The organism is Nocardia acididurans, from assembly GCF_016741815.1.
In the GTDB taxonomy this organism is placed as follows: domain Bacteria; phylum Actinomycetota; class Actinomycetes; order Mycobacteriales; family Mycobacteriaceae; genus Nocardia; species Nocardia acididurans.
Window position 1 is genome coordinate 95,153 of the sequence record NZ_JAERRJ010000012.1, and the last position, 25,904, is coordinate 121,056.

Consider the following 25,904-nt stretch of genomic DNA (forward strand, 5'->3'; position numbering starts at 1 on the left):
CTCCCGGACCGTGTGTCGCAGCCGTGCCAACAGCTGGTGGGCCGGCTAGCCGCGGGTGGCGGGCGTGGTTGAGGTTCGGACGGCGGCTAGTTCTTCGGGGCGTGGGGTGGGTAGGACGGGGTTGGTGGCGGCGTCGAAGATCTTGACCGGGGTCGGGTGGGCGGTGGTGACGGGGGCCCAGCCGGGATCGCCGTGGGTGGCGAAGGAGATCCAGGCTCGTTGCATGTCCTCGGTCAGCTGGGTCGGGATGTCGTCGCCGAGCAAGCCCATGGTTTGGAAGACGTCGTAGGTTTCGAAGAGGAACGGTAGTTCGGCGCTGTGTCCGGCGACACCCAATGTTGGCGAGGCCCAGGCGAACTCGTTGAGGAACACCGTCCCGCCGGCGGCGGCGTAGTTCTCGGCCAGCGCGATATAGGGAGTGCGCGCCAGGTATTCGGCGGCGATCGCGTAGAACAGTCGTTGGGCGTCGGCGGTGGGCCGGTTGCGGGCGAACACCTCGATCACCGCCGGGTCGTTCGCGCCGATCAGGGTGAGAGCCCTTGCCAGGGTTGGGTTTTCGACAGGCGTGGTGGCCGGGGGTGCGATGGTCGCGGCGATGGGTTCGACCTCGCTGGTCGACTGGCCCAGCAGCAGCGTCACGCCGTGCGCGGCGCGGGAGGCGGCGGCGTCGACCGGTCGCTGCGGCAGGATCTGCTCATCGAGCACGGGAATGAAGGGCACGACGCCGAAGCCCGCGCGGATGGTCGCCGCACCCCACCGCTGCGGGTCGGGGTGCTGCATGAATTCCAGAATGGCGGCCAGCTGGGAACCGATGATGTCCTTGCGCGACACCGCCGCCAGCGCGGCCGCCTGTGGCTCGGCGCCCACACGGGTGGCCCAGGTGCGGGCGGCGAGCCGGGCTTCGTCGGGGTCGGCGACCACGACCGGCCCGGGGCTCTGCGGGATCGCCCGGTGAAACAGCCCGGTCGCCGCCGGGGAGGCGAACAGCAGGGCGCAGCTCAGGCCGCCGGCGGAACTGCCGAAGAGGGTGACGTTGTCGGGGTCGCCGCCGAACGCGCGGATGTTGTCCTGTACCCAGCGCAGGGCGGCGATCTGATCGCGTAGTCCTCGATTGCTCGGCGCCCCAGCGATTTCGGCGAATCCGGGTGCGCCCAGGCGGTAGTTGACGGCCACGACCACCACGCCGCGCCGGGCCAGGGCCGCGGTGGTGGCGAACCGCGGCTCGGAGTTGCTGCCCGCCTGGAACGCCGAGGGATGAATCCACACCATGACCGGCAGTCCGGAGCCGCCGACATCGGGGGTCGTGACGTTCAGGTTCAGGCACTCGTTGTCCTCGGCCAGTGACGATTCCAGCGGATCCGGACTGGCGATCGACACGCCCTGCGGCACCCACGGGCCCGGTTTCGTGCAGTCACGCACCCCGTCCCACGCCGGAGCCGGTCGCGGCGCTTCGAACAACAGTTCCCCGACCGGAGCGGCCGCGTACGGGATTCCCTCGAAGACGGTCACCGGACCGTCGTGGCGGCCCAGGACTCGGCCCGAGCCGATCCTCACCACCGGATTCGCGGTGCTGCTCATCGTTGACCCCTTCCCTTGCCGACCGGGCCGCGAATGCGGCGCCGAACTGTTCGAGAGCCACGCTAGAACCGAGCTAGGACGATCAACGCCCTAGCTCAGCCGATCGAGAACGTCACCTGCACCGCACATCCAACCAGCCCCGAACCATCGGGCGAGCTCGGGAACACCCCGCAGGGCGGTCGGGGTCAGTGGGGAGCGAGGCGGTGGACGACGATGCCGGATTTGAAGGTGGTGGTGCCGAGGAGGGTGAGGTGGGTGATGGCGGGGTAGGTGTCGAAGAGGCGGTCGCCGCGGCCGGCGAGGGCGGGGAAGACCCAGAAGTGGTATTCGTCCACGAGTTTGGCGTCGAGGAGGGTGTGGGACAGCGGGCCGGTGCCGAATTTGAGGATGTTGCCGCCCTCTTGGGATTTCAGGGTGCGGACGGCTTCGGTGGTGTCGCCTTCGAGGAGGGTGGCGTTCCAGGTGAGGTCGGCTTGGGTGAGGGTGCGCGAGGCCACGTATTTGGGCATGGCGTTGATGCGGGCGGTGTAGGGGTCGTCGTCCTCGGGGCGGGTGGGCCAGACCTGGGCGAAGCCCTCGTAGGTTTCGCGGCCGAGCAGCAGGGCGTCGGCGTCGAAGAGGAGGTCGGAGGCGTAGCCGCTGTGCTCGGAATCCCAGTAGGGGCCGCCCCAGAGGTGGGGTTCGCCGATCACGCCGTCGATGGTGACGAAGGTGGATTCGATGATCTTGCGCATGGATGCTGTCCTTCGAGGAGAGGGGATTTCCAACGGGTTCCAGCATCGCCGCTCGAAAGACCCGGCAACAACGGGCAATTCGGGCATGCACCGTTGAGCCGGGCTCAACATCGGATCAGAGCGGGTCGGTGATGGCCAGGTGTTCACCGTAGAAGAGGAGGAGCCCGGCGGCGGCCGAGATACCCGCCAGCAACCAGAAGCGGATGGTGACCGTGGTTTCGGGCCAGCTGCTCAGTTCGAAATGGTGGTGGAACGGAGCCATTTTGAAGAGGCGGGTCTTGTTGGTCTTGAAGACGAGGATCTGCAGGAAAACGGAGATGATCTCGGCGCAGAAGAGAGCGCCGATCACCGCCATGAGAACCTCGGTGCGGGTGGTGATGGACAGACCGGCCAGCAGCCCACCCAGGGCCAGCGAACCGGTGTCGCCCATGAAGATCTTGGCGGGAGCGGCATTCCACCAGAGGAAGCCGATGCAGGCCGCGGCGGCCGAGGCGCAGACGAGCGCCAGATCGAGCGGATCGCGGACGGTGTAGCAGCCGGGCCCGGGGCGGGTGGCGCAGGCGTTGGTGTACTGCCAGAAGGTGATCAGGACGTAGGCCCCGAGGGTGAGGGCGATGGAGCCCGCGGCCAGTCCGTCGAGGCCGTCGGTGATATTGACGGCATTGGACCAGGCGACGACCAGGAAGACCACCAGCAGCAGGAAGATCACGGGGATGAACGACAGCCAGGTGTCGCGCACGATCGACAGGTGCAGGCTGCCGGGAGTCAGCCCGGTGCTGTCGGGAAAGCGCAGCGCGAGAATGCCGAAAACCACTGCGGCGCCGATCTGCCCGATGTATTTACCGGTGGCGGTCAGGCCCAGGTTGCGGCGTTTGTTCAGTTTGATGAAGTCGTCGAGGAACCCGACCACACCCAGTGCGGTGGCCAGCCCCAGCACCAGCAGACCCGAGACCGTGATGCCGGGCGCGTCGTAGCGTAGGCCGATCAGATGCGACCCCAGGTACCCCGCCCACATACCGGCGAGGATGGCGATGCCGCCCATGGTGGGCGTGCCGCGCTTGGTCTGATGGCTGCCGGGCCCCTCCGCACGAATCTCCTGACCGAGCCTTTTCCGGGTGAAGACACGGATCAGGAACGGCGTCAGTGTGATCGACACCGCCAGCGCGATCATCACCGCGAAGAGAATCTGCCTCAATCCGCTCACCTCCGAACCGCAGACCGGGTACCCGGCCCGACGCATAGTGCAAACCGGTCAGATGTTAGCCAAACGCACGAGAAACGCAGCTGCTGCGCGTATTGCCGCAGGCGAAACCCCTGACGGGGGTCACCTCCACTTCGGTGCGAAGTTCCCTCGTGTTACGGACCGATCTCGCGTGTACGGTCGAGGTGCTTCGAGGGAGGAGCAGCGTGGCTATCCGAATCCCGGCCGCACCGCCACCTGTCTCGGCGCCGACGACACCGCCGGGCCCGGCTACACCGGACAGCCCGGGATTCCCTCCTACTACCGTTGGTGAGCCTCGATGCCCGAACTGATCGCGCCCACGGCCCATCTGCACATCGCGTGGCTGGAGGCGCGGAAGGAGTGGGGGCCGGGACTGCACGAGGACGGATTCGGACTGCGGCCCACCGATGAGGTGGAGACGGCGGCCGGATTCGCCCTGTGGGTGGCGCGGCTGCGCTGGGAGGAGGACCGGTCGGAGAACGGCGGGGGCCGGTGCACCTATCGGTGGATTGTCGAGCAGGGACGCGTGCTCGGCGGAATCGCGCTGCGGCACAAGGGGAATCGGTTCGGGCACATCGGCTACGGGGTGCGGCCGTCGGCGCGCGGGAACGGGGCCGCGACCTGGGCGCTGGGCCGCATGCTGGAGGAGGCCCGCAAGATCGGGCTGGCGCGGGTGCTGCTGGTGTGCGAGGTCGGCAATGTGGGATCGGCGCTCACCATCGAGCGCAATGGCGGGGTGTTCGAGGCCGAGCGGGAGATGGAACACGGTGTGGTGCGCCGGTATTGGATCGCGCTCTGAACCGAACGCACGGCTCGAGGGATGATGGCGGGCGTGACGCTATTCGATCAGGAGTTCGCGCGGGATCCCTGGGCGGCGCTGGCGGAGTTGCGCGCCGACGGCGGTGTGCACCGCGTGCCGACGCCGGACGGCCCGCCCGCCTGGCTGGTGACCCGGTACCGGGATGTGCGGGCGGGACTCGGCGACGATCGGCTGTCCACGAACCTGAAGTACGCACGGGGCGAGGACTATCGGGGGTTCGCCGTACCCGCGCCCCTGGACGTGTTCCAGAGCAGCGAGGCCGATGTCCTGGGCAGGCTGCGCGGCGCGGTCGCGGGTGAACTACAGCCCCGGCGCATGCGGGAGTGGTCGGCGCAGGCGCTGGCGGCGATCACCGCGCCCTGGGACGGTCTCGACGGCGAGCTGGATTTCGTCGAGCGGGTGGCGGTGCCGATTCCCGCCGTCGTCCTGGGGGAACTGCTCGGACTGCCGGAGGAATCTCGAAAGCTGTTGTCGGAGTGGGCCGACACCACCCTGCGGGCGGGCGCGGCGCCGCGCGCCCGCGACACCCTGACGATGATGGGGCAGATCCTGCACGGCGCGATCGCGCACGCCCGCCGCGAACCGGGCGACACCATGCTGGGCCGGCTCGCCGACAGCGGGCTCACGGACGGCGAACTGACCGGCCTGCTGTTCTACCTGCTGTTCGTCTGGTACGAGGTGCTGGTGGACCTGATTTCCGGTGCGGTACTGGAATTCTCGGTGGACCCGGGCCACCGCGAGGTTTTCGCGGCGCTGCCCGACCAGCGCGTAGCGGTCGACGAACTGCTGCGCTATCTGTCGCCCCAGGTGCTGGCCGGTCCGCGATTCGCGGTGTGCGACATGGACATCGGCGGCCACCGCGTCGCGGCGGGCGAAACGGTGCTGCTCTGCCTGGCGTCGGCCAACCACGATGCCGAGGTCTTCGATCGTCCCGACAGTCTCGACCTGCGCCGAATCACCAACCCGCATATCGCCCTGGGCCACGGCGCGCACGCCTGCGTCGGCACCGGACTCCTGCACCCGATCGTCGCGGCCGTGCTCACCGAGCTGACGAAACGCTGGCCCGGACTGACGGTGCGTGCCGAAAAACAGGCGCTGCCTTGGCGATCCGGCTTCCGCCATCGCGGTCCCCTGACCCTGCCTGTAATGATGGGATGCTCAGACGTCTGAAAGAAACTCGAATGGGGCGAACGACTTTGGTCGCCCCATCCCGCTTCGCAACCACTCGCCGGATGCGCCGCCGCCCTCCCCTTCGGGAGCGACGACGCCCGGCGGATGGTCGTGAAGTCCGGTCGAGTATATGATCGCGCTCACAGAGCCTGTCAACTGCAGGAGACAAGATCGGAATGGTTGCCGCACAACAGCATCCGTTCACGCGTGCGTTGAACACCCTGATCGACGCCATGCACCCGCCGGTGGAGCGCGACGACCAGCGGGTGGAGATCACGCATCGGGCGCTGGCCGAGAACATCCAGACCTCGACGGGCACCACCCTGTCCGCGAACTATCTGTGGAAGCTGCGCACCGGGCAGACCACCAACCCCTCCTTCGAGACCCTCGACGCCCTGCGCCGCTACTTCGGCCTGGACAGCCTCGACCCGCTCACCAATCCGCAGCTGGCCGCCGCACGCGGCCGAGAACTCTCACTTGTGAACGCGCTCAAGGGAAAAGGCGACGAGGCCGCTCTGGAACTCGTCCTCCGCGACGGCCTGGCAGAGGGTATCGTGCGGGCGGAGGCGATCGTGGCGATGTTCGATGTGCTGCAGCGGATCGAGGCCGAGCAACGCGCCGAGAAGACGTGAGCATGCGTATCGCGCGCTGGGAAGGCCCTGGGGGTAGGACGGTGATGGACCATCGGCGCCTGCGCCGCGAGCTGCGCGGGCTGGGGCTGCCGGGACGTTTCCCGGTGGCGCGGCTGGCGGAGGCGCTGGCGCATCGGCGGGGCCGGCCGTTGCGCCTGCGCGCCGAACCGCTCCCGGTGACGGGGCTGTCCGGCGGCCTGCTGGTCACCCGGGATATCGATTTCATTGCCTACCAACGCAATACGTCGTCGCTGCATCAGGATCACATCGTCTGTCACGAGTTCGGGCACCTGCTGGCCGGGCACGAGACCGTGGTCATGACCGGACAGGACGCGCTGCGCCTGCTCGCCCCGAACATCGATCCGGCGGTGGTGCGGCGCATGCTGGGCCGGTCCTGCTCGTCCGAACGCGACGAGCAGGAGGCCGAGCACATCGCGGATCTGCTCATGGCGCACCACATCACCAGTGCCGCACCGCATGCCGAATGGGTGCTGCCCGATACCGCGCCCGCCGATGTGCGCAATCTCCTCGACACCCTCGGACCAGGACTCGACTGATCACCGTGCCGTTCGCCATTCTCTACGGAAGTATCGGGGCCCTGGCCGTTTTCGCGTTCGCGTGGCGGCTGGTACTGGCCGCCAAGCCACCGCACAGCGCCGCCAAGTGGGCGGTGGCCGTGGCGATCCTCTGTGCCGCCCTCGGTTTCGAGGCGGCCGTGCCGCAGATCTACACCTGGATCGGGGAGACCAGCGGCATCCCGAACCTGGCGTCGCTGATCGTTTACAGCGCGATTGCCACGGCGGTGCTGGCCCAGCTGGTGTGGACGGCGTATCTGCTCGAACCCGCCGATCCCCGGCTCAGCGGCCGGGCGGTGATGGGCGTGAATCTCGCTGTCCTGGTGGTGATGACGGCGCTGTTCTGGGCCGCACCCGTGGACGACGCCGTGCACGCCACCGACTTCGACCACCACTATGCGACCGAACCGCTGGTGGACGCCTTCCTCGGCATCTACCTGCTGGCGTACACGGTGGGCCTGCTGCGCATCGTGGTGCTGTGCCGCCGCTGGATTCCGCAACTGCACGACCAACTCTGGCTGCGGCGCGGCCTGCGCCTGCTGGTGATCGGGTCGATCATCGCGATCGGCTACAGCGTCGGCAAGACCGTCGCCATCACGTGCAGCTGGCTGGGTATCGACGCGTACCGCCTCAATGCCGAGATCGCCCCGGCCTTCGCCAGTCTGGGCGCGGCCATCATGCTGATCGGTTATCTGTGCCCGGCCGCCATTCCGAGCACGCTGCGCGCCTACCGGAACGCCCGCGCCCTCCCCCGCCTGCGCCCCCTGCTCGAGGATCTGCGCGAGGCCATCCCGGAGATCGCCAAGACCACCCCGGGCACCGCGAAGAGCGGCCGGGATCGCCTGTATCGCAGTGTTATCGAGATTCGTGATGCCCTGCTCATCCTGCAGCCGCAGCTGAGCCCGCTGGTGACCGCCCAGGCGGAGCAGCTGGCCGTCGAACTCGGCGTCTCGCCCGAGGATCGTCCGGCGACCGTGGAGGCCGCCCGCATCGCCGCGGCCCTGCGCGCCCATCGCGACGGCGTCGTCCCGGCCGATTCCGGGGACCGTTTCCGCGAGCCGGAGCACCCGTCGTTCGGCGGCGAACTGACCTGGCTGGTGGCGGTGGCCTCGGCCTATCGAACCGTTCCGACGGCGAATCTCGGTGCCCCCAAGTAAATTTCAGTGACGCCTACGAATAACTTCCGGTGAATCAGGACCTGACGATCTTGGAACTTGGCGCTATCCTCTTCGTTGCGGGTGCGGTGTTCGACATCCCCTTCGTCGAACACCGCAGCCGTCCAAACGATCTCGGGCAGTAGCGGTTTCAGGACCTGTTGTCGCCCGGCGCCTGATATCCGGTCGCACCGTCGATGCGCTCCCGCAGCAGATCGGCGTGGCCTGCGTGGCGGCCGTACTCCTCGATCATGTGCAGGTAGATCCAGCGCACCGACTGCGTCCGGTCCGCGGCCCGTGGATGCGGCACCACGCGGTCGAGCGGGATGTCGGCAACAGCCTTGTCGCACAGCGTGAGTTCGGTCAGGTAGCGCGCGTAGTCGGCTTCGGCGTCCTCGGCGCGCCCGTCGTCGAAGTCGCCGCTCCAGTTGGTTTCGGAGCAGTAGACGTAGTCCAGCGGCTCCCCGGCTGCGCACATCCGGAACCAGCCGCGCTCGACCTCGGTCATATGCCGCAGCAGGCCGAGCAGCGACAGCGACGACGGTGCGACGCTGCCCGTCGCGAGCTGGGTTCCATTGAGCCCCGCGCACTTCCAGAGCAGAATGCTGCGACCGCGCCCGAGCATCGAGGACAACACCTCCCGCTCGTCACCGAGGTGGAGTTGGGGCGTCAGTTCGATCTCGGGCGCGGTCCAGGTCATACCTGCACTGTAACCACGTCGGTCGCTACAACCCGTGATGCAGGAAGTCGATGACCGAGCGTTCGAAGGCGTCCTTGCGCTCCACCATCACCCAGTGCCCGCAGCGGGAGAAGATCCGCAGATCCACATTCGGGATCTGCCGGGCGGGCAGCAGCGCACCCTCCACCGGGGTGACGCGGTCGTCGCGTCCCCACAGCAGCAGCGTCTCCTGCCGCAGCGAACGCAGCCGGGCCCACAGTGGCAGGGGCTCGGCCATTTTCGGGTTGTAGAAGGTCGCGTAGGCGTCGCGCAGGGCCGCCTGGGCGGCCGGGTCGGCCGCCAATGTCAGCCGCTGCTCCACCAATTCGTCGGTGAGGGTGGCCGGGTTGAACACCATCGACTTCAGGAACGCCAGCCCGCGTTCGGGACTCGGCGCGGCATTGAATTCCATGAGCCGGCCGATGCCCTCGGACGGTTCCGGCCCCAGCACGTTCACCCCGACCCCGCCGGGGGCCATGAGCACCAGCTTGTCCACGCGGCCGGGATGCTCGAGCGCGGTCAGGGTGGCGACCCCGCCGCCCATGGAATTGCCCAGCAGCGCGGCCTTTTCGATGCCGAGCTCATCGAGCAGCCCGATCACCGCGTCCATGGCGATGCGCAGGTAGTTGCGCTCGTACACCTCCGGCCGCTCACTCGCGCCGAATCCGGGCTGATCGAGGATCAGGCACCGGAAGTGCTGGGCCAGCACCGGCAGATTGTCGCCGAAGTTGGCCCAGCCGGAGACGCCGACGCCGGATCCGTGCAGCAGCACCAGCGGATCACCCTCGCCCGCTTCGTGATACCGCAGTTTGTGCCCGTCGACGGTGATCCAGCGGGCGGTGCCCGCCGCGGTGTAGGTCATCTACAGCATCCGATCCGTGACTTCGAGACCCATGGCGCCCTTGCCGAACATGGCCAGCGCACGTTCGACATCGTTGATGGCGTGCACGCTACCGGCGTGCGCGTCGCGCCAGTGCCGTTCGATCGGGTTCGGCTTGCGGATGGAGTGGCCGCCGGAGTTCTTGAACAGCAGATCGATGGCCTCCAGGGCGCGTTCGGTGCCGCGCACCTGATCGCGACGGGCGCGCAGGCGGGATTCGAACGGGATCTCCTCGCCCGCTTCGGCATAGCGCAGCTGCTCGGAGATATTGCGCTCCATCTGCAGGATGGCGGCGTCGATTTCCGATGCGGCACGGGCGATCCGGACGTGCGCGAAGGGATCCTCGGACACCTTCTGGCCGCCGTAGGACAGCCGCACCCGCTCCTGCTGACGCGCGATGTGCGAGTCGTAGGCGCCCTGCGCCGCGCCGATGATGGGCGCGGTGATGGTGTTGGAGAAGACGCTGCCGAACGAGATCTTGTACAGCGGAGCGGTATTCAGCTCCTGCCCGGGACCGATGAGGTTGGCCTGATCGGTGGCGCTGTAGGTGCGGTAGGCGGGCACGAACGCCTTCTCGATGACGATGTCGTTGGAACCGGTGCCGGACAGGCCGGACACGTTCCACACGTCCTCGATGACGTAGTCGGTGCGCGGCACCAGCACGGTGTAGTAGTCCATACCGGCCTCGGTGGGCACCAGCGCGCCCAGGAACACCCACTGCGCGTGATCGCAGCCGGAGGAGAAGCTCCACCGCCCGGAGATCTCGTACCCGCCCTCGACCGGCTTCAGCTTCCCGGTCGGCGCGTACGACGAGGACACCAGCGTGTCCGGATTCTCCGCCCACACGTCCTGCTGCGCCTGGTCGGCGAACAGCGCCAGCTGCCACGGGTGCGCGCCCAGCACCGAGGCCACCCACGCGGTGGACGGGCACGCGGTGGCGATCGCGCGGATCACCTCGTAGAAGGCGACCGGCGACTCCTCCACGCCGCCGAACCGCACCGGCTGCAGCATCTTGAACACACCCGCCTCGGTGAGCTCGGCAATGCTGGCGTCGGGCACCCGCCGCTGCTCCTCGGCCTCCACCGCCCGTTCGGCAATCGCGGGGAGCAGATCCCGAACCCGATCGAGCACCTTGTTAGTCATGCGGGTGATTCCTCCTCGTGCAGTGGTTCTTGTCTTCGACGCTATGGGCGGCCCGCGTCACCGGTCCGGAAAAGTCCCGATCAACGGAATCCGGGTTCCGCTAGGCGTTGCGGGCGGCGGCGGTGCCGGCGCGGCGGCCGAAGAAGGTGCCGTCGCCGAGGGAGGTTCCGGAGATGTAGCCGAAGCCGTGCAGGCCGTTGGCTGCGCGGCCCGCGGCGAACAGACCGGGGATCGGGCCGCCGTCGTGGTCGAGGACGTGGCCGTCGAGATCGGTGTGCAGGCCGCCGAGGGTGAACACCGAGGCCCCGGTGCCGCGCCGGTCCCCCGCCTCCGACGGCGGGCGAACTCCGGCCTTCACGTCGATGGCGGCGAACGGCGCGGTGAGGGGACGCAGCCAGCGCGGGGCCTTGTGGTGGTCGAGATCCGCTCCCGCCGTGGCGAATTCGTTGTAGCGGGTGAGGGTGGCGGTCAGGGAGCCGGCGGGCAGGCCGGTCAGCTCCTCCAGTTCGGCGGCCGTTTCCGCGACGTGGGTGGGCCGCACGCCCCAGCGTTGTGGTTCGGGGACCTCCTCGAAACCCTCCTCGTCCACGATCACCCAGACGGCGGTGTCGTCACCGGCCCAGCTGCCGCCCATATTGTTTCGGTAGAGCGCGGACTGGCCGATGCGGCCGGGGTAGGTGTCCTCGTTGATGAAGCGGTGGCCCAGCGCGTTCACCACCATGCCGCGTGCGGCGAGTCCCGGAATCAGCGATATGCCGACCTGGCCCGCGGACATGTGCCGCACGGCCGCGCCCAGGGCCTGCGCCATGCGGATGCCGCTGCCGTCGTCGGTGCCCGCGCTGACCTTGGTGTGGCCCAGCAGTTCCGGCGCGTACGCCTCGAGCATGGCGTCGTTGTCGACGAATCCGCCGGTGGTGAGGATGACGCCGCGACGCGCGCGGATGGTCAATTCCCTGCCGTACTGCCGCGCCACCGCGCCGACCACCGTATTGTCGTCGCCGACCACGAGTGTCGTCACGTAGGTATCGAAAAGTGTTTCCGCCCCGGCGGATTCGGCGGCCTCGGTCAGGCACTCCATCAGCAGTTTGCCGCCGAAGTCGTTGGCGGTGGGCCGGTGCCCGCGCGGCGCGGGTTTCGCCAATTCGACGAAGGGCCAGCTGTTCTCGCCCAGCCACATGAGCCCGTCGTCGGTGGGCGGCACCCAGGTGGGCGCGTCCCACATGCTCGGCTTGAACGGCACGCCGCGATCGACCAGCCAGTGGAAGTGGTCGACGCTGCCCGCGCTGTACTCCTCGATCTTGGCCACATCCGCCCCGGAGCCCAGCGCGGCGCTCAGGAACGCCGCCATGGCCTCGGGGGTGTCGTCGTATCCGCAGGCCTGCTGGATGGGCGTGCCGCCGCCGAGGTAGATCTCCCCGCCCGACATGGCCGACGCCCCGCCCGGCCCGCCGGACCGGTCCACGATCAGCACCCGCGCGCCCGCGTGCGCGGCCTCGTACGCGGCCGACGCGCCCGCGGCCCCGTATCCCACGATCAGGACATCGGTCTCGATGTCGAAGTGGCTCACCTCGCCGGCCGCCCGCGGCGTCACCGAATTCCGCACTGTCATGTCTCGACGGTGCCCGCTGCACCGTGCTGGACTTAGCGTCCCATCTTGCTGAGCGACTCCGATATCCCGTTGACCGGGACTGCGGTCCATCGCGCGGGGGCGGCTTGGCGATGGTGTGTGAACGGCGTCACGTTGGTTGGGGACGCCGCAGGAGCTGGAGGAGAGTCGATGCGGATTCTGGTCACCGGAGTCACCGAGCCGAGCGGACAGTCGGTGGCGCGCATGCTGCTGGCGGCCGGTCACGAGGTCACCGGGCTGGACCGGCAGCGGCACCGCTACGTGGACCCGCGGGTCGCGGTGACCGTCGCGGACCTGTCCGACGCGCAGGTGTGCGCGCGGGCTGTCGCCGGGGCCGATGCCGTGGTGCATCTGGCCGGGCGCGCGGTGGGCGCGATCGCGAAGGCCGCGCACGAGGCCGGGGTGCGGCTGGTGGTTCCCGTTGCGGCGGGCCAGGATTCGAGTGTCGAGCAGGCGGTGACGGCGAGCGGCGCGGACGCGCTGATCGTGCGCACGGCGCTGGTCACCGGCCGCCGCGTCGACCGGAACAGCTGGCGCGCACTGGAATCGCTGACCGCCTCCCGCGGCGGCGAGGGCATCCAGGTGCTGCACTACGACGATCTGGAACGCTTCCTGGTGCTGGCGGCCGTCTCCCAGCGCAGCGGCACAGTGGGCCTGGCCGCGCCCGGCGAGGTGTCGGCCGACGAGGTGAAGCGCATCCTGCGCGACGCGGGCGTCAAATACGGTGCGTGGCTGCCGAAATCGTCGAGCACGCGGGCGCGCGTGGAGGCCGCCGGCGCACGCGACGAGTGGGGTTTCCGCTACGGCTGGACCGCACAGGAGACGGTCGCCGATGTGGCGCGCGGCCTGCACGGGCGCAAGGCCACCGGTTCCGGCGTGGCGACCCGGCGCGGCGCGATCCCGCTGCCCAGCCACGTGGTGCCGCAGAACGCGCCCACCTCCGACGGCTACGCGCTGAAAAAGGCCGCGCCGGAAGGGCTTCAGGGCGAGTTCGACGATCTGATGGACGATCGGATCCCGGTGTTCACCGCCACCAACACCTCCGAGGCGCTGCCCGGCCCGCTCACCCCGCTCACCATCGACCTGCAGGCGGGTGCGATCCGGCTGGGCAACGAGGCCATGGGCCATATGATCGCCATCGAGGGAATCGCGTTGGAGCACTGGGTGTCCCGGGTCACCGGCGTGCTCGGGCACCACATGTACATCAATGCCTCCATCGGCGTCTTCTCCGCCGAGAACATGCCCGGCTGGGATGAGGAGAGCGTGCGCCGCGACGTGTACGGCGCGATCGGCGATGTGGAGCTGCATCCCAAGGGCCGCCCGGCCATGCCGACCGGAATGGCCGCTCGCGCCGGTACTTTCAAAGCGCTGGGCCGGGTGGCGAGCACCGCCATGAGCTACAGCAAGACCGCCGAGCTGATCAATGCCGCCTCGCACGCCGAAGCCCTGGACCGGGACCGGATCTCGGAGCTCACCGACGAGCAGCTGCACGCGCGCGCCCTGCTGTGGCGCGACCGCCTGAACCAGGCGTGGCAGGCGGCCTCCATCGGCGTCATGATGACCGGCGCGGCCACCGCGGCCCACAAGGGCGAGGTGAAGATCAACCTGGACCGGCTGGAGTCGGCCAAGACCATGCTGGCCGTGGAACGGCTGGCGGCGCTGTGCCGCAAGGACGCCGGGTTGCAGACCATCGCCAAGAACGGCGACGTGGCCGCGGCGCGGGAGAAGTCGCCGGAGTTCGCCAAGGCGCTCGGCGAGGAGCTGGCCCGGATCGGTCACCGCGGCCCGGGTGAGTGCGAGCTGATCAACGCCACCTTCGGCGACCGCCCCGAACTGCTGGTGACCGCCGCCGGGCGGGCGGCGGAAATGCCTGCCCCGCACCGTGATCCGGTGCCGGATCCGACCAGCCGCACCGCCAAGATGGCCGTCGGCGCGACCGTCTACCGCGAGCGCGCCCGCGATGCCGTCGTGCGCGTCACCAACTGCCTGCGCCTGGCCACCCAGGAGCGCGCGGCGCGGCTGGTCAAGGCGGGCAGGCTCACCGAGATCGAGGATTCGGTGTTCCTGACCCTCGACGAAATCCTGTGGGCCCCCGTTGATCTGAAGGAGCGCGTGGCCCGCCGCCGGGAGGAGCGCACCCGCTTCCAGGCCGTCCGCATGCCCGATGTGGTGAACGGGGCCTGGGAGCCGGAGGAGATCTCCGGCGCGCTCGAGATCGGCGGCACCCTCACCGGCCTCGGCGTCTCCCCCGGCGTGGTGGAGGGCACCGTCAAACGCGTGCTGTCGCTGGACGACGACATCGAGCCCGGCGACATCCTGGTCGCCTCGGTCACCGACACCGGCCACACCGCCATGTTCGGCTACGCGGGCGCGGTCGTGACCGATATCGGCGGCGCTGCCTCGCACGCCGCCATCGTGGCCCGCGAATTCGGCGTCCCCTGCGTCGTCGACACCAAGACCGCCAGCACCTCGCTGTCCGACGGCCAGCGCGTCCGCGTGGACGGCGCCGCCGGAACCATCACCCTGCTGGCCGACGCCGACTGACCACGACCGGATCACGCCATGCGGTAGCGCCGCTTCGGTAGCCGAGCGGGCAGCCGCGAGGTCGCCCGCCCATGAACCCCGGCCGGGCACCCACTTCCCGGCCGGTTATGGAAAGGAAACACCCATCGTGACGACCTCACGCGCTGTGCCGGGAGCCCGGCGAAAGGCGGTGCGCGGCACACTCATCGGTGCCGCCGCCGCGCTCATCACCCTGGTTCCCGTCGTGGCCACCCCGGCCCTGGCGGCGCCGGACACCCATGTGCTGCACCAGGCTCCGGCCACCGGGCTGGTGCTCACCGCGGCGCCCAACGCCCGCGACATCGGCGGGACCGCCGCCACCGGCGGCTCCATCAAGAACGGTCTGGTGTACCGCTCGGACGCGCTGAACCGGCTCACCGACGCCGATCAGGCTTCGCTGGCGGCCAATGTCACCACCGTGATCGACTTCCGCAGCCCGACCGAACGCCAGGTGAATCCGAACAAGATCCCGGCGGGTGTCACGGTCAAGGAACTGCCGGTCTACGACCCGGGCAATGACTTCTACCTGTTCTTCGCCCAGACCGTGCAGGGCGGACCCGCGGTGCAGCAGCAGGTGCTGGGCGACGGCAAGAACATCCAGCTCATGCAGGACTACAACCGCTGGTTCGTCACCGACGCGTCCTCGCGGGCGCAGTTCGGCACGGCGCTGCACGAGATCGCGAACGCCTCGGGCGCGGTGCTGTTCCACTGCACCCAGGGCAAGGATCGCACCGGTCTGATGACCGCGATCCTGATGGGCATCCTGGGCACCCCGGAGACCCAGATCTACAACAACTACCTGCTCTCCAACGACAAGCTGGCGGCCGGTAACAAGGCCATGCTGGACGCGCTGGTGGCGCAGGGCCTGATCCAGGACCGCACGCTGTTCGAGCCGGTGCTCGGCGTGCAGCGCGAGTTCCTGGCGGCGGCGCTGGACCAGATCAAGCAGTCCTACGGGTCGATGGACGCCTTCGTCACCAACGGCCTGGGCGTGGACGCCGCGACACAGACCAAGCTGCGCGACAAGCTGATCCAGAAGGGCGGCATCGGCACCGGCTCCTTCGACACCGGCACCTTCAAGTGAATTACGCAGGGCGGTAATCCGACCCGCGAATGCCGGCGCTGTGTGTGGGACAGCGTCGGCATTCGTGCGTCCGGGCGCGGAACATCCGCATGTCCGGTGTGGCGGCATCAGCGTGTCCGGGGTTGTCCCCGGGACACACGCGTGGTTCACATGCGAAAATTCGCATGGTGCAGGAGATCTGGCAGCTCGACGGGCGGCGCACCCGCTCGGTCAGCGCGGAGAACCCGACGGGCGAGCCCGGCGCGGGCGGCCGCGCCATCTCCGGCACCGGCGCGTTCGCCGCCGCCGGATTGGGCCGCGGCTGGAAGGTTTCGCCGTCCATTGATCTCGCGCCGGGGGAAACCGCCACCCTCGCAGACCTTTCCGGGCCGGGTGTCATCCGGCACCTCTGGCTCACCACCGACCGCACCGTGCTGCGCGATTTCACGCTCCAGATGTATTGGGACGGCGCGGCCGAACCCGCGATCGCGGTGCCGCTCGGCGACTTCTTCTGCAGTGGCTGGCCGGAACCCGCGCTGGTGAACTCGCAGATGGTGGTGGTCGCCCCGGCCGGCGGGCTGAACAGCTACTGGCCCATGCCTTTCGGTTCGCACGCGCTGATCACGCTGCACAACGGTGCGAGCCACACCGCGCCCGTCTACTACCAGATCACCTATCTGGAAGAGGATGTCCCCGCCGACGCCGGGCGGCTACACGCGCGCTGGCGGTGCAGTGATCCGCTGGGCGCGCCCGCCGTCCATCCGATCGTCGAAATCGGCGGTGGCCCCGGACGTTACGTGGGCACCTACCTGGCCATCGAGCCGCGCGCGCCGGGGTGGTGGGGTGAGGGCGAGCTCAAGTTCTACCTCGACGACGACACCGATTTCCCGACCATCTGCGGCACCGGCACCGAGGACTACTTCGGCGGCGCGTGGAATTTCGATCTGGGCGGATCCTATGTGCGGTACTCCACGCCGTATCTCGGGCTGCCCCAGGTGGAGCCGCCGAATCGGATCTACGAACCGCAGCAGCGATTCGGCATGTACCGCTGGCACATTCCCGATCCGGTGTGCTTCGAGCATTCGCTGCGGGCGACCGTGCAAGCGCTGGGCTGGCGCGACGACGGCCACTATCGGCCGCTGGAGCACGCGCATGTCGCGACCACCGCGCTGTGGTATCAGCTGGTGCCCTGACGCACGGAAACGGCCTCGGAGGTGGTCTCCGAGGCCGAGTGTCCCGTAAGCAGAGGTTCTACCCGATGCTCTCCTCTTACTTCTTGCCCGGGGTCTGGCCCGAGTTCACGGTGGTGAAGTACTGCACGGCGGCCAGGATGGCGACCGGGGCGGTGATGAAGATCTGACCGATCAAGGTGCCCAGGAAGCCGATCACGCTCATGCCCGCGATGCAGCCGACGAGACCGCCGCCGAGCACGGCGACCGGGAACATCGCCGACAGCGCGCCGGAGAGGCCGGCGCCGGTGACGCCACCGATGATGCAGCCGAGGCCGGCGCCGGCGAGGCCGCCGACCAGAGTGCCGACGGTGGCGCCCATGGAGATGGTGGAGGTCAGACGGCTCCAGGCGGCCTGCTCACGCTCGTAGTCGTTCTTCCAGGGAGCCTGGTCCTCGTAAGGCAGGGCGACCGGCTTGTAAACCGCCTTCTCGGTGACGAACTCGGGGGTCAGAGTGGCGGTGTTTCCGGCGATCTCGGCGGCGATCGGGAACTCGAACTCGTCCACGCGGAACTTCAGTTCGGTGCCCGCGACGGTGGTCCCGTTGGCGGCCTTGATCTTGAAGACGCCATCCTCGACGACCAGCGAACCAGCGTCGGTGCGGATGGTCATGTTCTTCTCGGTGGTGGTGGCGGCGTAGTTGATCGCGTCGTTGGCGGCCGGCGCGGCGACCGGCTGCGCGTTGACGGTGCCGGTGGTGACGCCCAGGGCAGCGATCACCAGCGCCGACGTCGCGGCGAATTTCCTCATCAGCATTTTTCTGGGGGTTCCTCTGTAGAGCAAACTGATCAGTCTTGATCAGGCGACCAGAGACTCTCGGGCCAAAGCGAACGGATGGTGACCGCGGGCCGAACACCCCAGTAGGGGTTGGCGAACGGACAGCTATCACAGGGCATTCAACTTCGCTATGACCGAGAGCCGCCGATCCGGCGACATTACGGACCGGTACCCCTATTTCCGCCCGGGGTAACCCCATTCGCTCGCACCCGCCCCTATGGCTACCCGTAATGCAGACGAAATCCGAGATGCGTTGCGATTGCTATTGGGTAAAACGCACCGGCACAGGCTCGTTCGGGTGCATGGTATTTGTATGCGCGCGTTGCTCGTCGAGAAGCCAGGACAGTTCTCGGTCGAATCGGTTCCGGATCCGACACCGGGCAGCGGTGAGGCGGTGATCAGGGTCGACGCGGTCGGGATATGCGGAACGGATATCCATATCGTCGAAGGCGAATTTCCGCCCACGCCCTATCCGATCGTGCCGGGGCACGAATTCGCCGGGGAAGTAGTGGCTCTCGGCGCGGATGCCGCGGGTGTGCGGGTGGGCGATCGAGTAGCGGTGGATCCCTCACTGTTCTGCGGCAGATGTCATTACTGTGCTATAGGTCGCGGAAATCTTTGTGCCGATTGGGGAGCCATCGGCGATACGATGGACGGCGCGATGGCGGAATATGTGAAAGTTCCTGCCGCCAACTGCTATCGGCTGCCCGGTCACATGCCGTCCTCGCACGGCGCGCTGGTGGAACCGCTGTCCTGCGCGGTGCACGGATTCGACGTACTGCCAAGGCAACTCGGCTCGCACTACCTGATCTACGGCGCGGGCACCATGGGTCTGCTCATGCTGCAATTGGCGATCGCGGCCGGTGCGGCGTCGGTCTCCGTGGTCGACACCAATCCGGATCGGCTCGCGGTGGCGCGCACCCTCGGCGCGGACGCCGCCACCGTTTCCGCCGACGATCTCGACGAATCCCAGGGCTGGGAAGTCGTGATCGAATGCAGCGGAACGGTTGCCGCCATGCAGGACGGGCTCGCCCGGGTCCGGCGCGGCGGCACCTATCAGCAATTCGGGGTCGCCCCGGCGGCGGCGCGCGCGGAGATCTCCCCCTTCCGCCTCTACAACGACGAGATCACCATCGTCGGTTCGATGGCCATCCTGCACAGTTTCGGGCGGGCCGTCGATCTCATGGGCGAAGGCGTCATCGACGCGGAAACCATGATCACGCACGATTTCTCGCTGCACGAGTTCGCCGACGCACTGCGGACCTTCCGCTCCGGCGCCGGACGCAAAATCCAACTGCATCCCTGACAGGGCGGCACAACAGACGGGTAGGGACCAATGACGGTCGTTGCCGGAGTTGACTCTTCGACACAGTCCTGCAAGATCGTGGTGTGCGACGCCGACACCGGAACGGTGTTACGGCAGCGGCAGATACCGCACATCGACGGGACCGAAGTGCCGCCGTCGGTGTGGTGGGAGGCGCTACGCGCGGCCACCGACCGCATGATGCGCGATGTCGAGGCGATCGCCGTGGCCGGACAACAGCACGGGCTCGTGGTGCTCGACGCCGCCGGGCATCCGGTGCGGGATGCGCTGCTGTGGAACGACACTCGCTCGGCCGAGGCCGCCGCACAGCTGGTGTCGGAACTGGGCGGGCCGCAGGCGTGGGCGGACGCGGTGGGCAGCGTGCCGCTGGCCGCGCACACCGTCGCCAAACTACGCTGGTTCGCCGACCACGAACCCGAACTCGCCGACCGCACCGCGCGGGTGCTGCTGCCGCACGACTACCTCACCTGGCTGCTGTGCGGCGGCGACCCGGAGACCGAGCCCACCACCGATCGCGGGGACGCCTCCGGCACCGGCTACTGGTCCCCCGCCGCCGGGCACTATCGAACCGACCTGCTGTCCCTGGCATTTCGCGGTCGCACGCCCGAGGTGCCGAAGGTGCTCGGCCCGGCCGAGGTGGCCGGGCGCACCCCCGGCGGGCGCGTGGTCGCGGCGGGCACCGGCGACAATGCCGCCGCCGCACTGGGTTTGGGCATCGAGGACGGCGATGTGGTGGTGTCCATGGGCACCAGCGGCACGGTGTTCACGCGGGCCGCCGAACCGAGCGCGGACCCCTCCGGCGCGGTCAACGGCTTCGCCGACGCGACGGGGGCGTTCCTGCCGCTGGTGTGCACGCTCAATGCCGCGCGCGTGCTGGATTCCACCGCCACCCTGCTGGGCACCGACCTCTCGGGGCTGGAAGTGCTTGCGGCGCAATCGCCCGCGGGTGCGGACGGTCTGACCCTGCTGCCCTATCTGGCCGGGGAGCGCACCCCGAATCTGCCGCATGCCACCGGCAGCCTGCACGGGTTGCGGGCGCACACCATGCGGCCGCATCATCTGGCGCGGGCAGCCATCGAGGGCATGCTCTGCAATATCGCCGAAGCGCTGGACCGGCTGCCCGCTACTCCCCGGCGCATCCTGCTCATCGGCGGGGCGTCGCGCTCCCGGCTCATCTCCCATGCCGCCGCCACCATCTTCGGCATGACGGTGACCGTGCCGAATCCCAGTGAATACGTGGCCTTGGGCGCGGCCCGCCAGGCGGCCTGGGCGCTGCGCGGCGGACCCCGCCCGCCCCGCTGGCCCACCCCGCACGCCACCGAATTCCATTCCCTCGCAGCGGGAATCGGATCCGCCATCCGGCAACGCTATGCGGATATCCGCGATACGTATTACCCCTAGCGGCACACGGGGTCGGGCACGCGGAACCCGGGGTCGGGCACGCGGCACACGGAGTCGGGCACGCGGCACACGGAGTCGGGCACGCGGCACACGGAGTCGGGCATGCAGCACACGGAGTCGGGCATGCAGCACACGGAGTCGGGCATGCAGCACACGGAGTCGGGCATGCAGCACACGGAGTCGGGCATGCAGCACACGGAGTCGGGCATGCAGCACACGGAGTCGGGCACGCGGAACCCGGCGGGCTACGCGGTGCGGAGGATCTCGCCGGTGGCGGGGCTGCGGTAGACGACCGGCTCGTCGGTGACGAATTCGTCCCAGGCGCGCTGCCGGATCATGTAGGTGCGGAGGGCATCACGGACGATCTCCTGTTTGGATCGTCCCTCGACCACCGCCTGCGCGCTCAGCGCAGCCTCTTCACTCTCGCTGAGCCGCAAAGTCCATGCCACCGGCAAGTCATACCACCCCGGCGGCCCGCTGTCCCGCCCATCGAATCGAAATCCCAGCATTTCACATACTGGTCGGCCGCCCTACACTTTGGCGGGGCGCGCATCCCGACGCCCTGTACTGCCGCAAACTCACCTGAGCCGGCTGCGCGGACGGCGACGGTGCGAGAGTCGGCCCGCATCCGGGATTCCGGGGGCGGGCCGACTCGACGGCGTGGCGGTCCGCCCGCAACCTCCGCCGCGGGCGGCTCCGGCGGGATCAGCCGCGGGCGGCGCGGTGCTGCTCGGTGGCGAGGAAATGGGCTGTGTTGCGGGTGGATTCGTACAGGTCCCGGTAGTGGCGGTAGTACGGCTCGTAGGTGGCGGCGCGCGCTGGATCGGGTTCGATGGTGGCGATGATCGGATTCCAGGCGGCGGTGTCGATGCCGACGGCCTCGGCGGCCAGCAGCGCGTTGCCCAGGGCCGCGCCCACGGTGTCGGCGGGGAGTTGCTGTGGGAGGCCGGTGATATCGGAGACGATGCGCGTCCACAGGCCGCCCTTGGTGCCGCCGCCCACGGCCACCAGGCGTTGCGCCCGGCCGCCCGCGGTGGCCATGGCCTCGAGGTTGTGGCGGACGCCGTAACCGATGCCCTCCAGAACGGCGCGGTAGAGGTCGGCGCGCTGATGGGTGAGGGTGAGACCGGCGATGATGCCGCGCGCGTCCGGGTCGAACAGCGGGGTGCGTTCGCCCGCGAAGTACGGCAGCACCAGCAGGCCCCGGCTGCCCGCCGGAACATGCGCGGCCTCGTCCACGAGGTCGGCGAAATCGCCGCCGGTGAGGGTGCGCAGCCAGTCGGTGACCGCGCCGGAGGTCGCCATTCCGGCCGCGAGAGTGTATGTGCCGGGCCGGGTTCCGCAGGTGGTCCACAGTCCCGGATGCGGGCGCGGCGCGGTGAGCACCTGGGTGAGGAACATGGTGGTGCCGTACATGAGCATGATGTCGCCGGGATTCCGCGCCCCGACCCCGGCGGCCTCGGCCCAGGCGTCGATGGTGCCGGTGGTGACCGGCAGGCCCTCCGGAAGACCGGTCGCGGCAGCGGCTTCCCGAGTGACGCGCCCGACGATCTCGGTGGGCCAGGACAATTCGGGGAGCCGGAGGCCGGGCGCGACGGAATCCGCCCAGTCCGTGGCCCACTCGCGGGCCATCAGGTCGTACATCGGCACGCACTGGCTCGCGGATTGATGGTCGAGCACATACCGCCCGGTGAGCCGGTAGACCAGAAAGGAACTGGCCATCAACAGCATTCGGGTGGCCTTCCACACCTGCGGCTCGTGCCGGATGAGCCAGCGCACCTTCGGTCCGACCGCCTGACTGGTGAGCGGCGACCCCGACCGCTCCAGCACGGTCTGCGCGCCCAATTCGTCTTCCAGCTCGGCGATCTCGATGCCCGCGCGGGTATCGACCCCGTAGAGGATGGCGGGCCGCAGCGGCCGCCCGAACCCGTCGGCGGGCAGCAGGCACGGCCCGATCCCGCTCACCGCGAGCGCGTCGATGGTTTCCCCGTCGGCCGCCGCCACCAGATCCCGCGCGATGGTGACGAAGTCCGCCCACCACACCGACTCGGCATCGTGTTCCACCCAGCCGGGTCGCGGCGTCGAAACCCGGTGCGGTCGTTCGGCTCTCATCGCCACCATGCCGTCCCGGTCGACGAGCACGCCTTTGGATCCGGAGGTTCCGATATCGATGCCGAGCAGCATGTCAACCCGCCCTGGTGAATTCGTCCACGGTGACCCCGAGTAGTTCGCACGCCGCGCGCACGGTGGCTCGATGGTCTCCGGGCACGGCGTGAATGTGGTTGGCGCCGAAGCGGGACAGGAAGTCCCCGGCGTGCGCGTCCAGTCTGGCGAAGGCGTGCGGCCATTCCCAGGTGGACTGCTTCATGAGCGCCTCGTTGGTGGCCTGGTCGTAGTTCTCGAACGCGCCCAGCATCAACTGCATTCGGTACGCGCCGTCCTTGCGGGTGAGCCGGCCCAGGGTCATCTCGCCGGGTGCGGCCAGGTGGTGCACCGACGCGCCGCCCGCCGGGAAGAAGAACACCTCCGGGTACAGGTGCACCCGCGCCAGGTTCTCCGCAGGGTCGTCGCTGCGCGCGGCGTACCAGGTGGCGTGCTGCCCGGAGTTGCACAGATCCCAGATGTCCCGGTCGGCATGGTAGTGCCGGACGTCCGCGAAAAGCACTGGCGTGCCGGTAATCTGGGTGAACAGCTGCATGGTGAGCGCACCGTCCATATCGGCCTCGGTGGCGCACACGTGCGGGCGTTTGGGACCGTTCCAGTCGTACGGGTCGTTCAGGAACGCCTCGGTGACGTCCATGGTGGCGAAGTATTGCGTGAGCTCCGGCTGGCCCTTGATGCCGGTGAAGTCCAGATGCCATTCGGCGATGAGATCGCGCATGGCCAGATACGAGCGGATCTGCCGTTCCAGGAGTTCGGGCGTGAGCTTGTGCCCGTCGTAGTGCACTCCGGCGGCATTGCGCTCCAACCACTCTCGCGCGCCTCTGGCCTCCCCGGCGTCGGCCTGTTCGGCGCGGCGCACGATCTCCCACTGGTCGATCTCCTCCACATCGACCCCGAATATCCGCTGCCACTGGTCGGTATTGGCGACGGCGGTGTTCATGCCCATGGGCCGTCCGCCGATCCGCCCGAAGGTGGTGCCGCGCAATCCGGCGACGGCCGCCGCGGCCCGCGCCCGCACACCGATGGCCGCGATCAACTCCGGATCGGCGGGATCTCCCCACAGCCGTGCATGTTCGCGCCCGATCTGGTCGAGTGCGCCACCGGCCGCCAGCATGCCCACCATGCCCGGCTGCACCGGATCGATATTCGACAGCAACAGCAGCGGCCCGCGCAGCGCGCCCGCGGCGAGCATGGTGAAGTGCGGGAAGGCCCACACCGCGTAGTGCAGCACGGTCAGGTCCACACCTGCGGCCTCGACCCGCCGCGCCACCGCGACGGCCTGCTCGTTACTGCCCACCGGCTCCACCCCGCGCACCACGTGGTGTCCGGCGGCGGTCAATTCCGCGACGAGCCGATCCTCTACGGTCCGAATGAATCCGACGATTCCGCCGTGCACGTAGTCGCGTCCGTCGGACATGCTGATAACGCCGATACGGGCCATTTGCCTTGCCTCCCCGCACTGGGTGGACTCACGACTCCTCACCAAGAATTCCAGTTCAGAGGGTTCGACGCGCCCGAATCCGGAAGATTGGCGGTTACCCGGCAACCGGGAACCACAAGGGCGCGAGGTGAACTCCGCCCTGCCCCCAGCCCGCGCCGGTCACCCAGAAACGGCCGCCGTCGGCCACCACCTCGGCCGCGTGCGCCGCGATTCGGCCGACAAGATCCCGGGGCCGGAAGTGAAACGGGTCGTCACTCCGAAACACCTCGGTACCCACGTAATCCGGGCGCGGGCCGATGAACAGATACCAGTTGCCCGCGTGCCGCAGGACATGCGGTGACTCGGTATTGCCCGCCTCGGTGCCCGAAGTCGGGTCGGTGTAGGCGATCCGGCGCTCACCCCAGTGCAGGAGATCGGTACTCGTGCGGTAGGCCACCACGTGGTTACCGCCCCGTGCGGTGCTCGTGGCGCAGTAGTACATGACCCAACTGTCCCCGATCCGCAGGACCATGGGATCGCGTGCGTCGTAGCCGTCGCGGAACAGTGGGCCGTCCGGATGCCGCGTCCACTCGAACAGGTCCGGCGATGTAGCGAGGTTGATCGCGGCCGACGTCCGATCGACTCCGCCACCCGCGTAGAACATGAAATAGGTTCCCGCGCAGGACATCACATAGGGCGCCCAGAGGTGTGTGTCACCGTATCCGGGGTCGGCGGTCAGCGCGGAGGGGTGCGTCCGCCACGGCCCGTGCAGTTCCTCGGCTGTGGCATGCGCGAATTCGATCTCGCCGAAGGGATCCGCAGGTTCCCGATGGGTGATCCCGAACAGATGCCAGCGCCCCCGCGCATCCCGGATCAGGGTGTGGTCGTTGATGTACCAGGTCTCACCCCTGGCGGCGCTGGGATCGTAGATCGGCGTGAACCTGCCCGCTCGCACCCTGCCGTCCATGCTTCCTCCGATCCAGCAGCACCGCAACAGGTTTCAGGGTGCCGAGCCCGAGAGCCTCACCTCGACCTCGTCCTCGTACGGTGAGACGCTCACACAGACACGCTGCCGATCGAGACGCCAGCCATGGACACGACATCCGCCCCACCAGCCGCCGTTGTGGTACTCGAGCACCCAATCGTGCGCCTCGGTGAGATGCTCGGTCAGGCGTTCGGCGACTCGAGTCTCCGAGCCGGCCGCGCCGGCGATGCTGAAGAAGCGCACACAGTAGGTCGTCGAACCGCCCCCGCACGTGCTCGATTGTGCGAGCAGCACCAACTCGCCCGGCAGCGGCAGGACAAGCCCGCTGTCCGGCATGACCGCGCCCTCCTCTACGGCGATTGCCACGCCGGTGCCGCCGCAGAACACGGTCACCACGCAATAGCCGATCACCAGCGCCCGGCCGGCCTTGACCCGGACGTCGACATCGGCATCGGGCGCCCTGTCCAGCTTCAGGCCGACGATCAGCACCGCGACAGCGAGCAACGTCAGCGACACCATGAGGGTGCGCTGGGCGAGCGGCAGCAGCCAACCCATCCCCACCACGAACTGCGCGAGCCCGATGACCGCCAGCAGCACCGCGATCCTGACTCGAATCTCCGGATTCCGTGCCGCCAACAGCCAGAGCGCCGGAGCCACGAGTAAGAGCAGGAAAACCACGGCGTCCAGCTTAGGAACCGTTTGCGGGGATTCTGTGAAGGTTTCGGG

Annotated in this window: 23 protein-coding genes; 10 read left to right on the forward strand and 13 right to left on the reverse strand. The window is 68.8% G+C overall.

All coding sequences use genetic code 11. From position 1 onward, the window contains the following. Nucleotides 1-45: 45 nt before the first annotated feature. From JK358_RS29070 to mraY, 3 genes are all read right to left on the reverse strand, one after another. A complete protein-coding gene (locus tag JK358_RS29070) occupies nt 46-1,578 on the reverse strand; it encodes a carboxylesterase/lipase family protein (RefSeq protein ID WP_201953892.1) in 1,533 nt (510 codons plus the stop codon). Nucleotides 1,579-1,763: 185 nt separating this feature from the next. Further along, nucleotides 1,764-2,312: a dihydrofolate reductase family protein gene (locus JK358_RS29075; protein WP_201953895.1), complete on the reverse strand. Its 549-nt coding sequence runs from the start codon at nt 2,310-2,312 to the stop codon at nt 1,764-1,766. A gap of 115 nt (nt 2,313-2,427) precedes the next feature. Next, the gene (gene mraY, locus JK358_RS29080) at nt 2,428-3,507 is read right to left on the reverse strand and encodes a phospho-N-acetylmuramoyl-pentapeptide-transferase (protein WP_201953898.1); all 1,080 of its coding nucleotides are present in this window, start codon (nt 3,505-3,507) and stop codon (nt 2,428-2,430) included. A 325-nt stretch (nt 3,508-3,832) separates the two neighbouring features. On the opposite strand from mraY, the gene JK358_RS29085 reads away from it, so the two are divergent. From JK358_RS29085 to JK358_RS29105, 5 genes are all read left to right on the forward strand, one after another. After that, nucleotides 3,833-4,333, forward strand: a complete 501-nt coding sequence (locus JK358_RS29085; RefSeq protein WP_201953901.1) for a GNAT family N-acetyltransferase — start codon at nt 3,833-3,835, stop codon at nt 4,331-4,333. A 33-nt stretch (nt 4,334-4,366) separates the two neighbouring features. After that, nucleotides 4,367-5,524 carry a cytochrome P450 gene (locus JK358_RS40475; RefSeq protein ID WP_201953904.1) on the forward strand — a complete coding sequence of 386 codons (1,158 nt, stop codon included), beginning with the start codon at nt 4,367-4,369 and terminating at the stop codon, nt 5,522-5,524. 176 nt (nt 5,525-5,700) lie between these two features. Beyond that, nucleotides 5,701-6,156, forward strand: a complete 456-nt coding sequence (locus tag JK358_RS29095) for a hypothetical protein (RefSeq protein WP_201953907.1) — start codon at nt 5,701-5,703, stop codon at nt 6,154-6,156. Between the two features lie 44 nt (nt 6,157-6,200). Further along, on the forward strand, nt 6,201-6,713 hold the full coding sequence (locus JK358_RS29100; RefSeq protein ID WP_201953910.1) for a hypothetical protein: 513 nt from the start codon (nt 6,201-6,203) through the stop codon (nt 6,711-6,713). Nucleotides 6,714-6,718: 5 nt separating this feature from the next. Beyond that, nucleotides 6,719-7,888, forward strand: coding sequence for an MAB_1171c family putative transporter (locus JK358_RS29105; RefSeq protein WP_201953913.1), 1,170 nt, complete (start codon nt 6,719-6,721; stop codon nt 7,886-7,888). Nucleotides 7,889-8,036: 148 nt separating this feature from the next. Here the strand turns inward: JK358_RS29105 and JK358_RS29110 are convergent, their stop codons facing one another. The 4 genes from JK358_RS29110 to JK358_RS29125 form a co-directional block, all read right to left on the reverse strand. Continuing rightward, nucleotides 8,037-8,585, reverse strand: coding sequence for a DinB family protein (locus JK358_RS29110; RefSeq protein WP_201953916.1), 549 nt, complete (start codon nt 8,583-8,585; stop codon nt 8,037-8,039). A gap of 25 nt (nt 8,586-8,610) precedes the next feature. After that, nucleotides 8,611-9,465: an alpha/beta fold hydrolase gene (locus JK358_RS29115; RefSeq protein ID WP_201953918.1), complete on the reverse strand. Its 855-nt coding sequence runs from the start codon at nt 9,463-9,465 to the stop codon at nt 8,611-8,613. Then, entirely contained in the window at nt 9,466-10,626 is a 1,161-nt protein-coding gene (gene hsaA / locus JK358_RS29120) for a 3-hydroxy-9,10-secoandrosta-1,3,5(10)-triene-9,17-dione monooxygenase oxygenase subunit (protein WP_201953920.1), read from the reverse strand. 100 nt (nt 10,627-10,726) lie between these two features. Next, the gene (locus JK358_RS29125; RefSeq protein ID WP_201953922.1) at nt 10,727-12,235 is read right to left on the reverse strand and encodes an FAD-dependent oxidoreductase; all 1,509 of its coding nucleotides are present in this window, start codon (nt 12,233-12,235) and stop codon (nt 10,727-10,729) included. Nucleotides 12,236-12,403: 168 nt separating this feature from the next. Between JK358_RS29125 and JK358_RS29130 the strand changes: the two genes are divergently transcribed. The 3 genes from JK358_RS29130 to JK358_RS29140 all read left to right on the forward strand — a co-directional run bounded on the left by JK358_RS29130 (nt 12,404) and on the right by JK358_RS29140 (nt 17,071). Continuing rightward, nucleotides 12,404-14,797 (forward strand): PEP-utilizing enzyme, encoded by a 2,394-nt coding sequence (locus JK358_RS29130; protein ID WP_201953924.1) that lies wholly within the window; start codon nt 12,404-12,406, stop codon nt 14,795-14,797. 127 nt (nt 14,798-14,924) lie between these two features. Next, nucleotides 14,925-15,899: a tyrosine-protein phosphatase gene (locus JK358_RS29135; RefSeq protein ID WP_201953926.1), complete on the forward strand. Its 975-nt coding sequence runs from the start codon at nt 14,925-14,927 to the stop codon at nt 15,897-15,899. Nucleotides 15,900-16,063: 164 nt separating this feature from the next. Then, a complete protein-coding gene (locus JK358_RS29140) occupies nt 16,064-17,071 on the forward strand; it encodes a glycoside hydrolase family 172 protein (protein ID WP_232852094.1) in 1,008 nt (335 codons plus the stop codon). Between the two features lie 76 nt (nt 17,072-17,147). Here JK358_RS29140 and JK358_RS29145 read toward each other — a convergent pair whose 3' ends face one another. After that, nucleotides 17,148-17,864, reverse strand: coding sequence for a DUF8020 domain-containing protein (locus JK358_RS29145; RefSeq protein ID WP_201953928.1), 717 nt, complete (start codon nt 17,862-17,864; stop codon nt 17,148-17,150). Nucleotides 17,865-18,198: 334 nt separating this feature from the next. On the opposite strand from JK358_RS29145, the gene JK358_RS29150 reads away from it, so the two are divergent. Next, entirely contained in the window at nt 18,199-19,191 is a 993-nt protein-coding gene (locus JK358_RS29150) for a zinc-dependent alcohol dehydrogenase family protein (protein WP_201953931.1), read from the forward strand. A 30-nt stretch (nt 19,192-19,221) separates the two neighbouring features. Beyond that, nucleotides 19,222-20,610 (forward strand): xylulokinase, encoded by a 1,389-nt coding sequence (xylB, locus tag JK358_RS29155; protein WP_201953934.1) that lies wholly within the window; start codon nt 19,222-19,224, stop codon nt 20,608-20,610. 245 nt (nt 20,611-20,855) lie between these two features. On the opposite strand, the gene JK358_RS29160 is transcribed toward xylB, so the two are convergent. The 5 genes from JK358_RS29160 to JK358_RS29180 form a co-directional block, all read right to left on the reverse strand. Further along, nucleotides 20,856-21,059: a YlcI/YnfO family protein gene (locus JK358_RS29160; RefSeq protein ID WP_201953938.1), complete on the reverse strand. Its 204-nt coding sequence runs from the start codon at nt 21,057-21,059 to the stop codon at nt 20,856-20,858. A gap of 256 nt (nt 21,060-21,315) precedes the next feature. Further along, complete coding sequence (locus tag JK358_RS29165) at nt 21,316-22,794, reverse strand: FGGY-family carbohydrate kinase (protein WP_201953941.1); 1,479 nt, start codon at nt 22,792-22,794, stop codon at nt 21,316-21,318. Between the two features lies 1 nt (nt 22,795). After that, complete coding sequence (locus tag JK358_RS29170; protein ID WP_201953945.1) at nt 22,796-24,214, reverse strand: L-fucose/L-arabinose isomerase family protein; 1,419 nt, start codon at nt 24,212-24,214, stop codon at nt 22,796-22,798. 94 nt (nt 24,215-24,308) lie between these two features. Then, a complete protein-coding gene (locus JK358_RS29175; RefSeq protein ID WP_201953948.1) occupies nt 24,309-25,160 on the reverse strand; it encodes a glycoside hydrolase family 32 protein in 852 nt (283 codons plus the stop codon). A gap of 33 nt (nt 25,161-25,193) precedes the next feature. After that, a complete protein-coding gene (locus tag JK358_RS29180) occupies nt 25,194-25,775 on the reverse strand; it encodes a hypothetical protein (protein ID WP_201953952.1) in 582 nt (193 codons plus the stop codon). Between the last annotated feature and the right edge of the window lie 129 nt (nt 25,776-25,904).

Excerpts from the sequence above, each read along its gene's own strand:
- JK358_RS29100 (WP_201953910.1), top strand. The coding sequence starts at position 6,201 with ATGGACCATCGGCGCCTGCGCCGCGAGCTGCGCGGGCTGGGGCTGCCG.
- JK358_RS29085 (WP_201953901.1), top strand. The coding sequence starts at position 3,833 with ATGCCCGAACTGATCGCGCCCACGGCCCATCTGCACATCGCGTGGCTG.
- JK358_RS29130 (WP_201953924.1), top strand. The coding sequence starts at position 12,404 with ATGCGGATTCTGGTCACCGGAGTCACCGAGCCGAGCGGACAGTCGGTG.
- JK358_RS29095 (WP_201953907.1), top strand. The coding sequence starts at position 5,701 with ATGGTTGCCGCACAACAGCATCCGTTCACGCGTGCGTTGAACACCCTG.
- JK358_RS29140 (WP_232852094.1), top strand. The coding sequence starts at position 16,064 with ATGGTGCAGGAGATCTGGCAGCTCGACGGGCGGCGCACCCGCTCGGTC.
- JK358_RS29165 (WP_201953941.1), bottom strand. The coding sequence starts at position 22,794 with ATGCTGCTCGGCATCGATATCGGAACCTCCGGATCCAAAGGCGTGCTC.
- JK358_RS29110 (WP_201953916.1), bottom strand. The coding sequence starts at position 8,585 with ATGACCTGGACCGCGCCCGAGATCGAACTGACGCCCCAACTCCACCTC.
- JK358_RS29145 (WP_201953928.1), bottom strand. The coding sequence starts at position 17,864 with ATGCTGATGAGGAAATTCGCCGCGACGTCGGCGCTGGTGATCGCTGCC.
- JK358_RS29175 (WP_201953948.1), bottom strand. The coding sequence starts at position 25,160 with ATGGACGGCAGGGTGCGAGCGGGCAGGTTCACGCCGATCTACGATCCC.
- xylB (WP_201953934.1), top strand. The coding sequence starts at position 19,222 with ATGACGGTCGTTGCCGGAGTTGACTCTTCGACACAGTCCTGCAAGATC.
- JK358_RS29075 (WP_201953895.1), bottom strand. The coding sequence starts at position 2,312 with ATGCGCAAGATCATCGAATCCACCTTCGTCACCATCGACGGCGTGATC.
- JK358_RS29070 (WP_201953892.1), bottom strand. The coding sequence starts at position 1,578 with ATGAGCAGCACCGCGAATCCGGTGGTGAGGATCGGCTCGGGCCGAGTC.
- JK358_RS29125 (WP_201953922.1), bottom strand. The coding sequence starts at position 12,235 with ATGACAGTGCGGAATTCGGTGACGCCGCGGGCGGCCGGCGAGGTGAGC.
- JK358_RS29170 (WP_201953945.1), bottom strand. The coding sequence starts at position 24,214 with ATGGCCCGTATCGGCGTTATCAGCATGTCCGACGGACGCGACTACGTG.
- hsaA (WP_201953920.1), bottom strand. The coding sequence starts at position 10,626 with ATGACTAACAAGGTGCTCGATCGGGTTCGGGATCTGCTCCCCGCGATT.
- JK358_RS29115 (WP_201953918.1), bottom strand. The coding sequence starts at position 9,465 with ATGACCTACACCGCGGCGGGCACCGCCCGCTGGATCACCGTCGACGGG.
- JK358_RS29150 (WP_201953931.1), top strand. The coding sequence starts at position 18,199 with ATGCGCGCGTTGCTCGTCGAGAAGCCAGGACAGTTCTCGGTCGAATCG.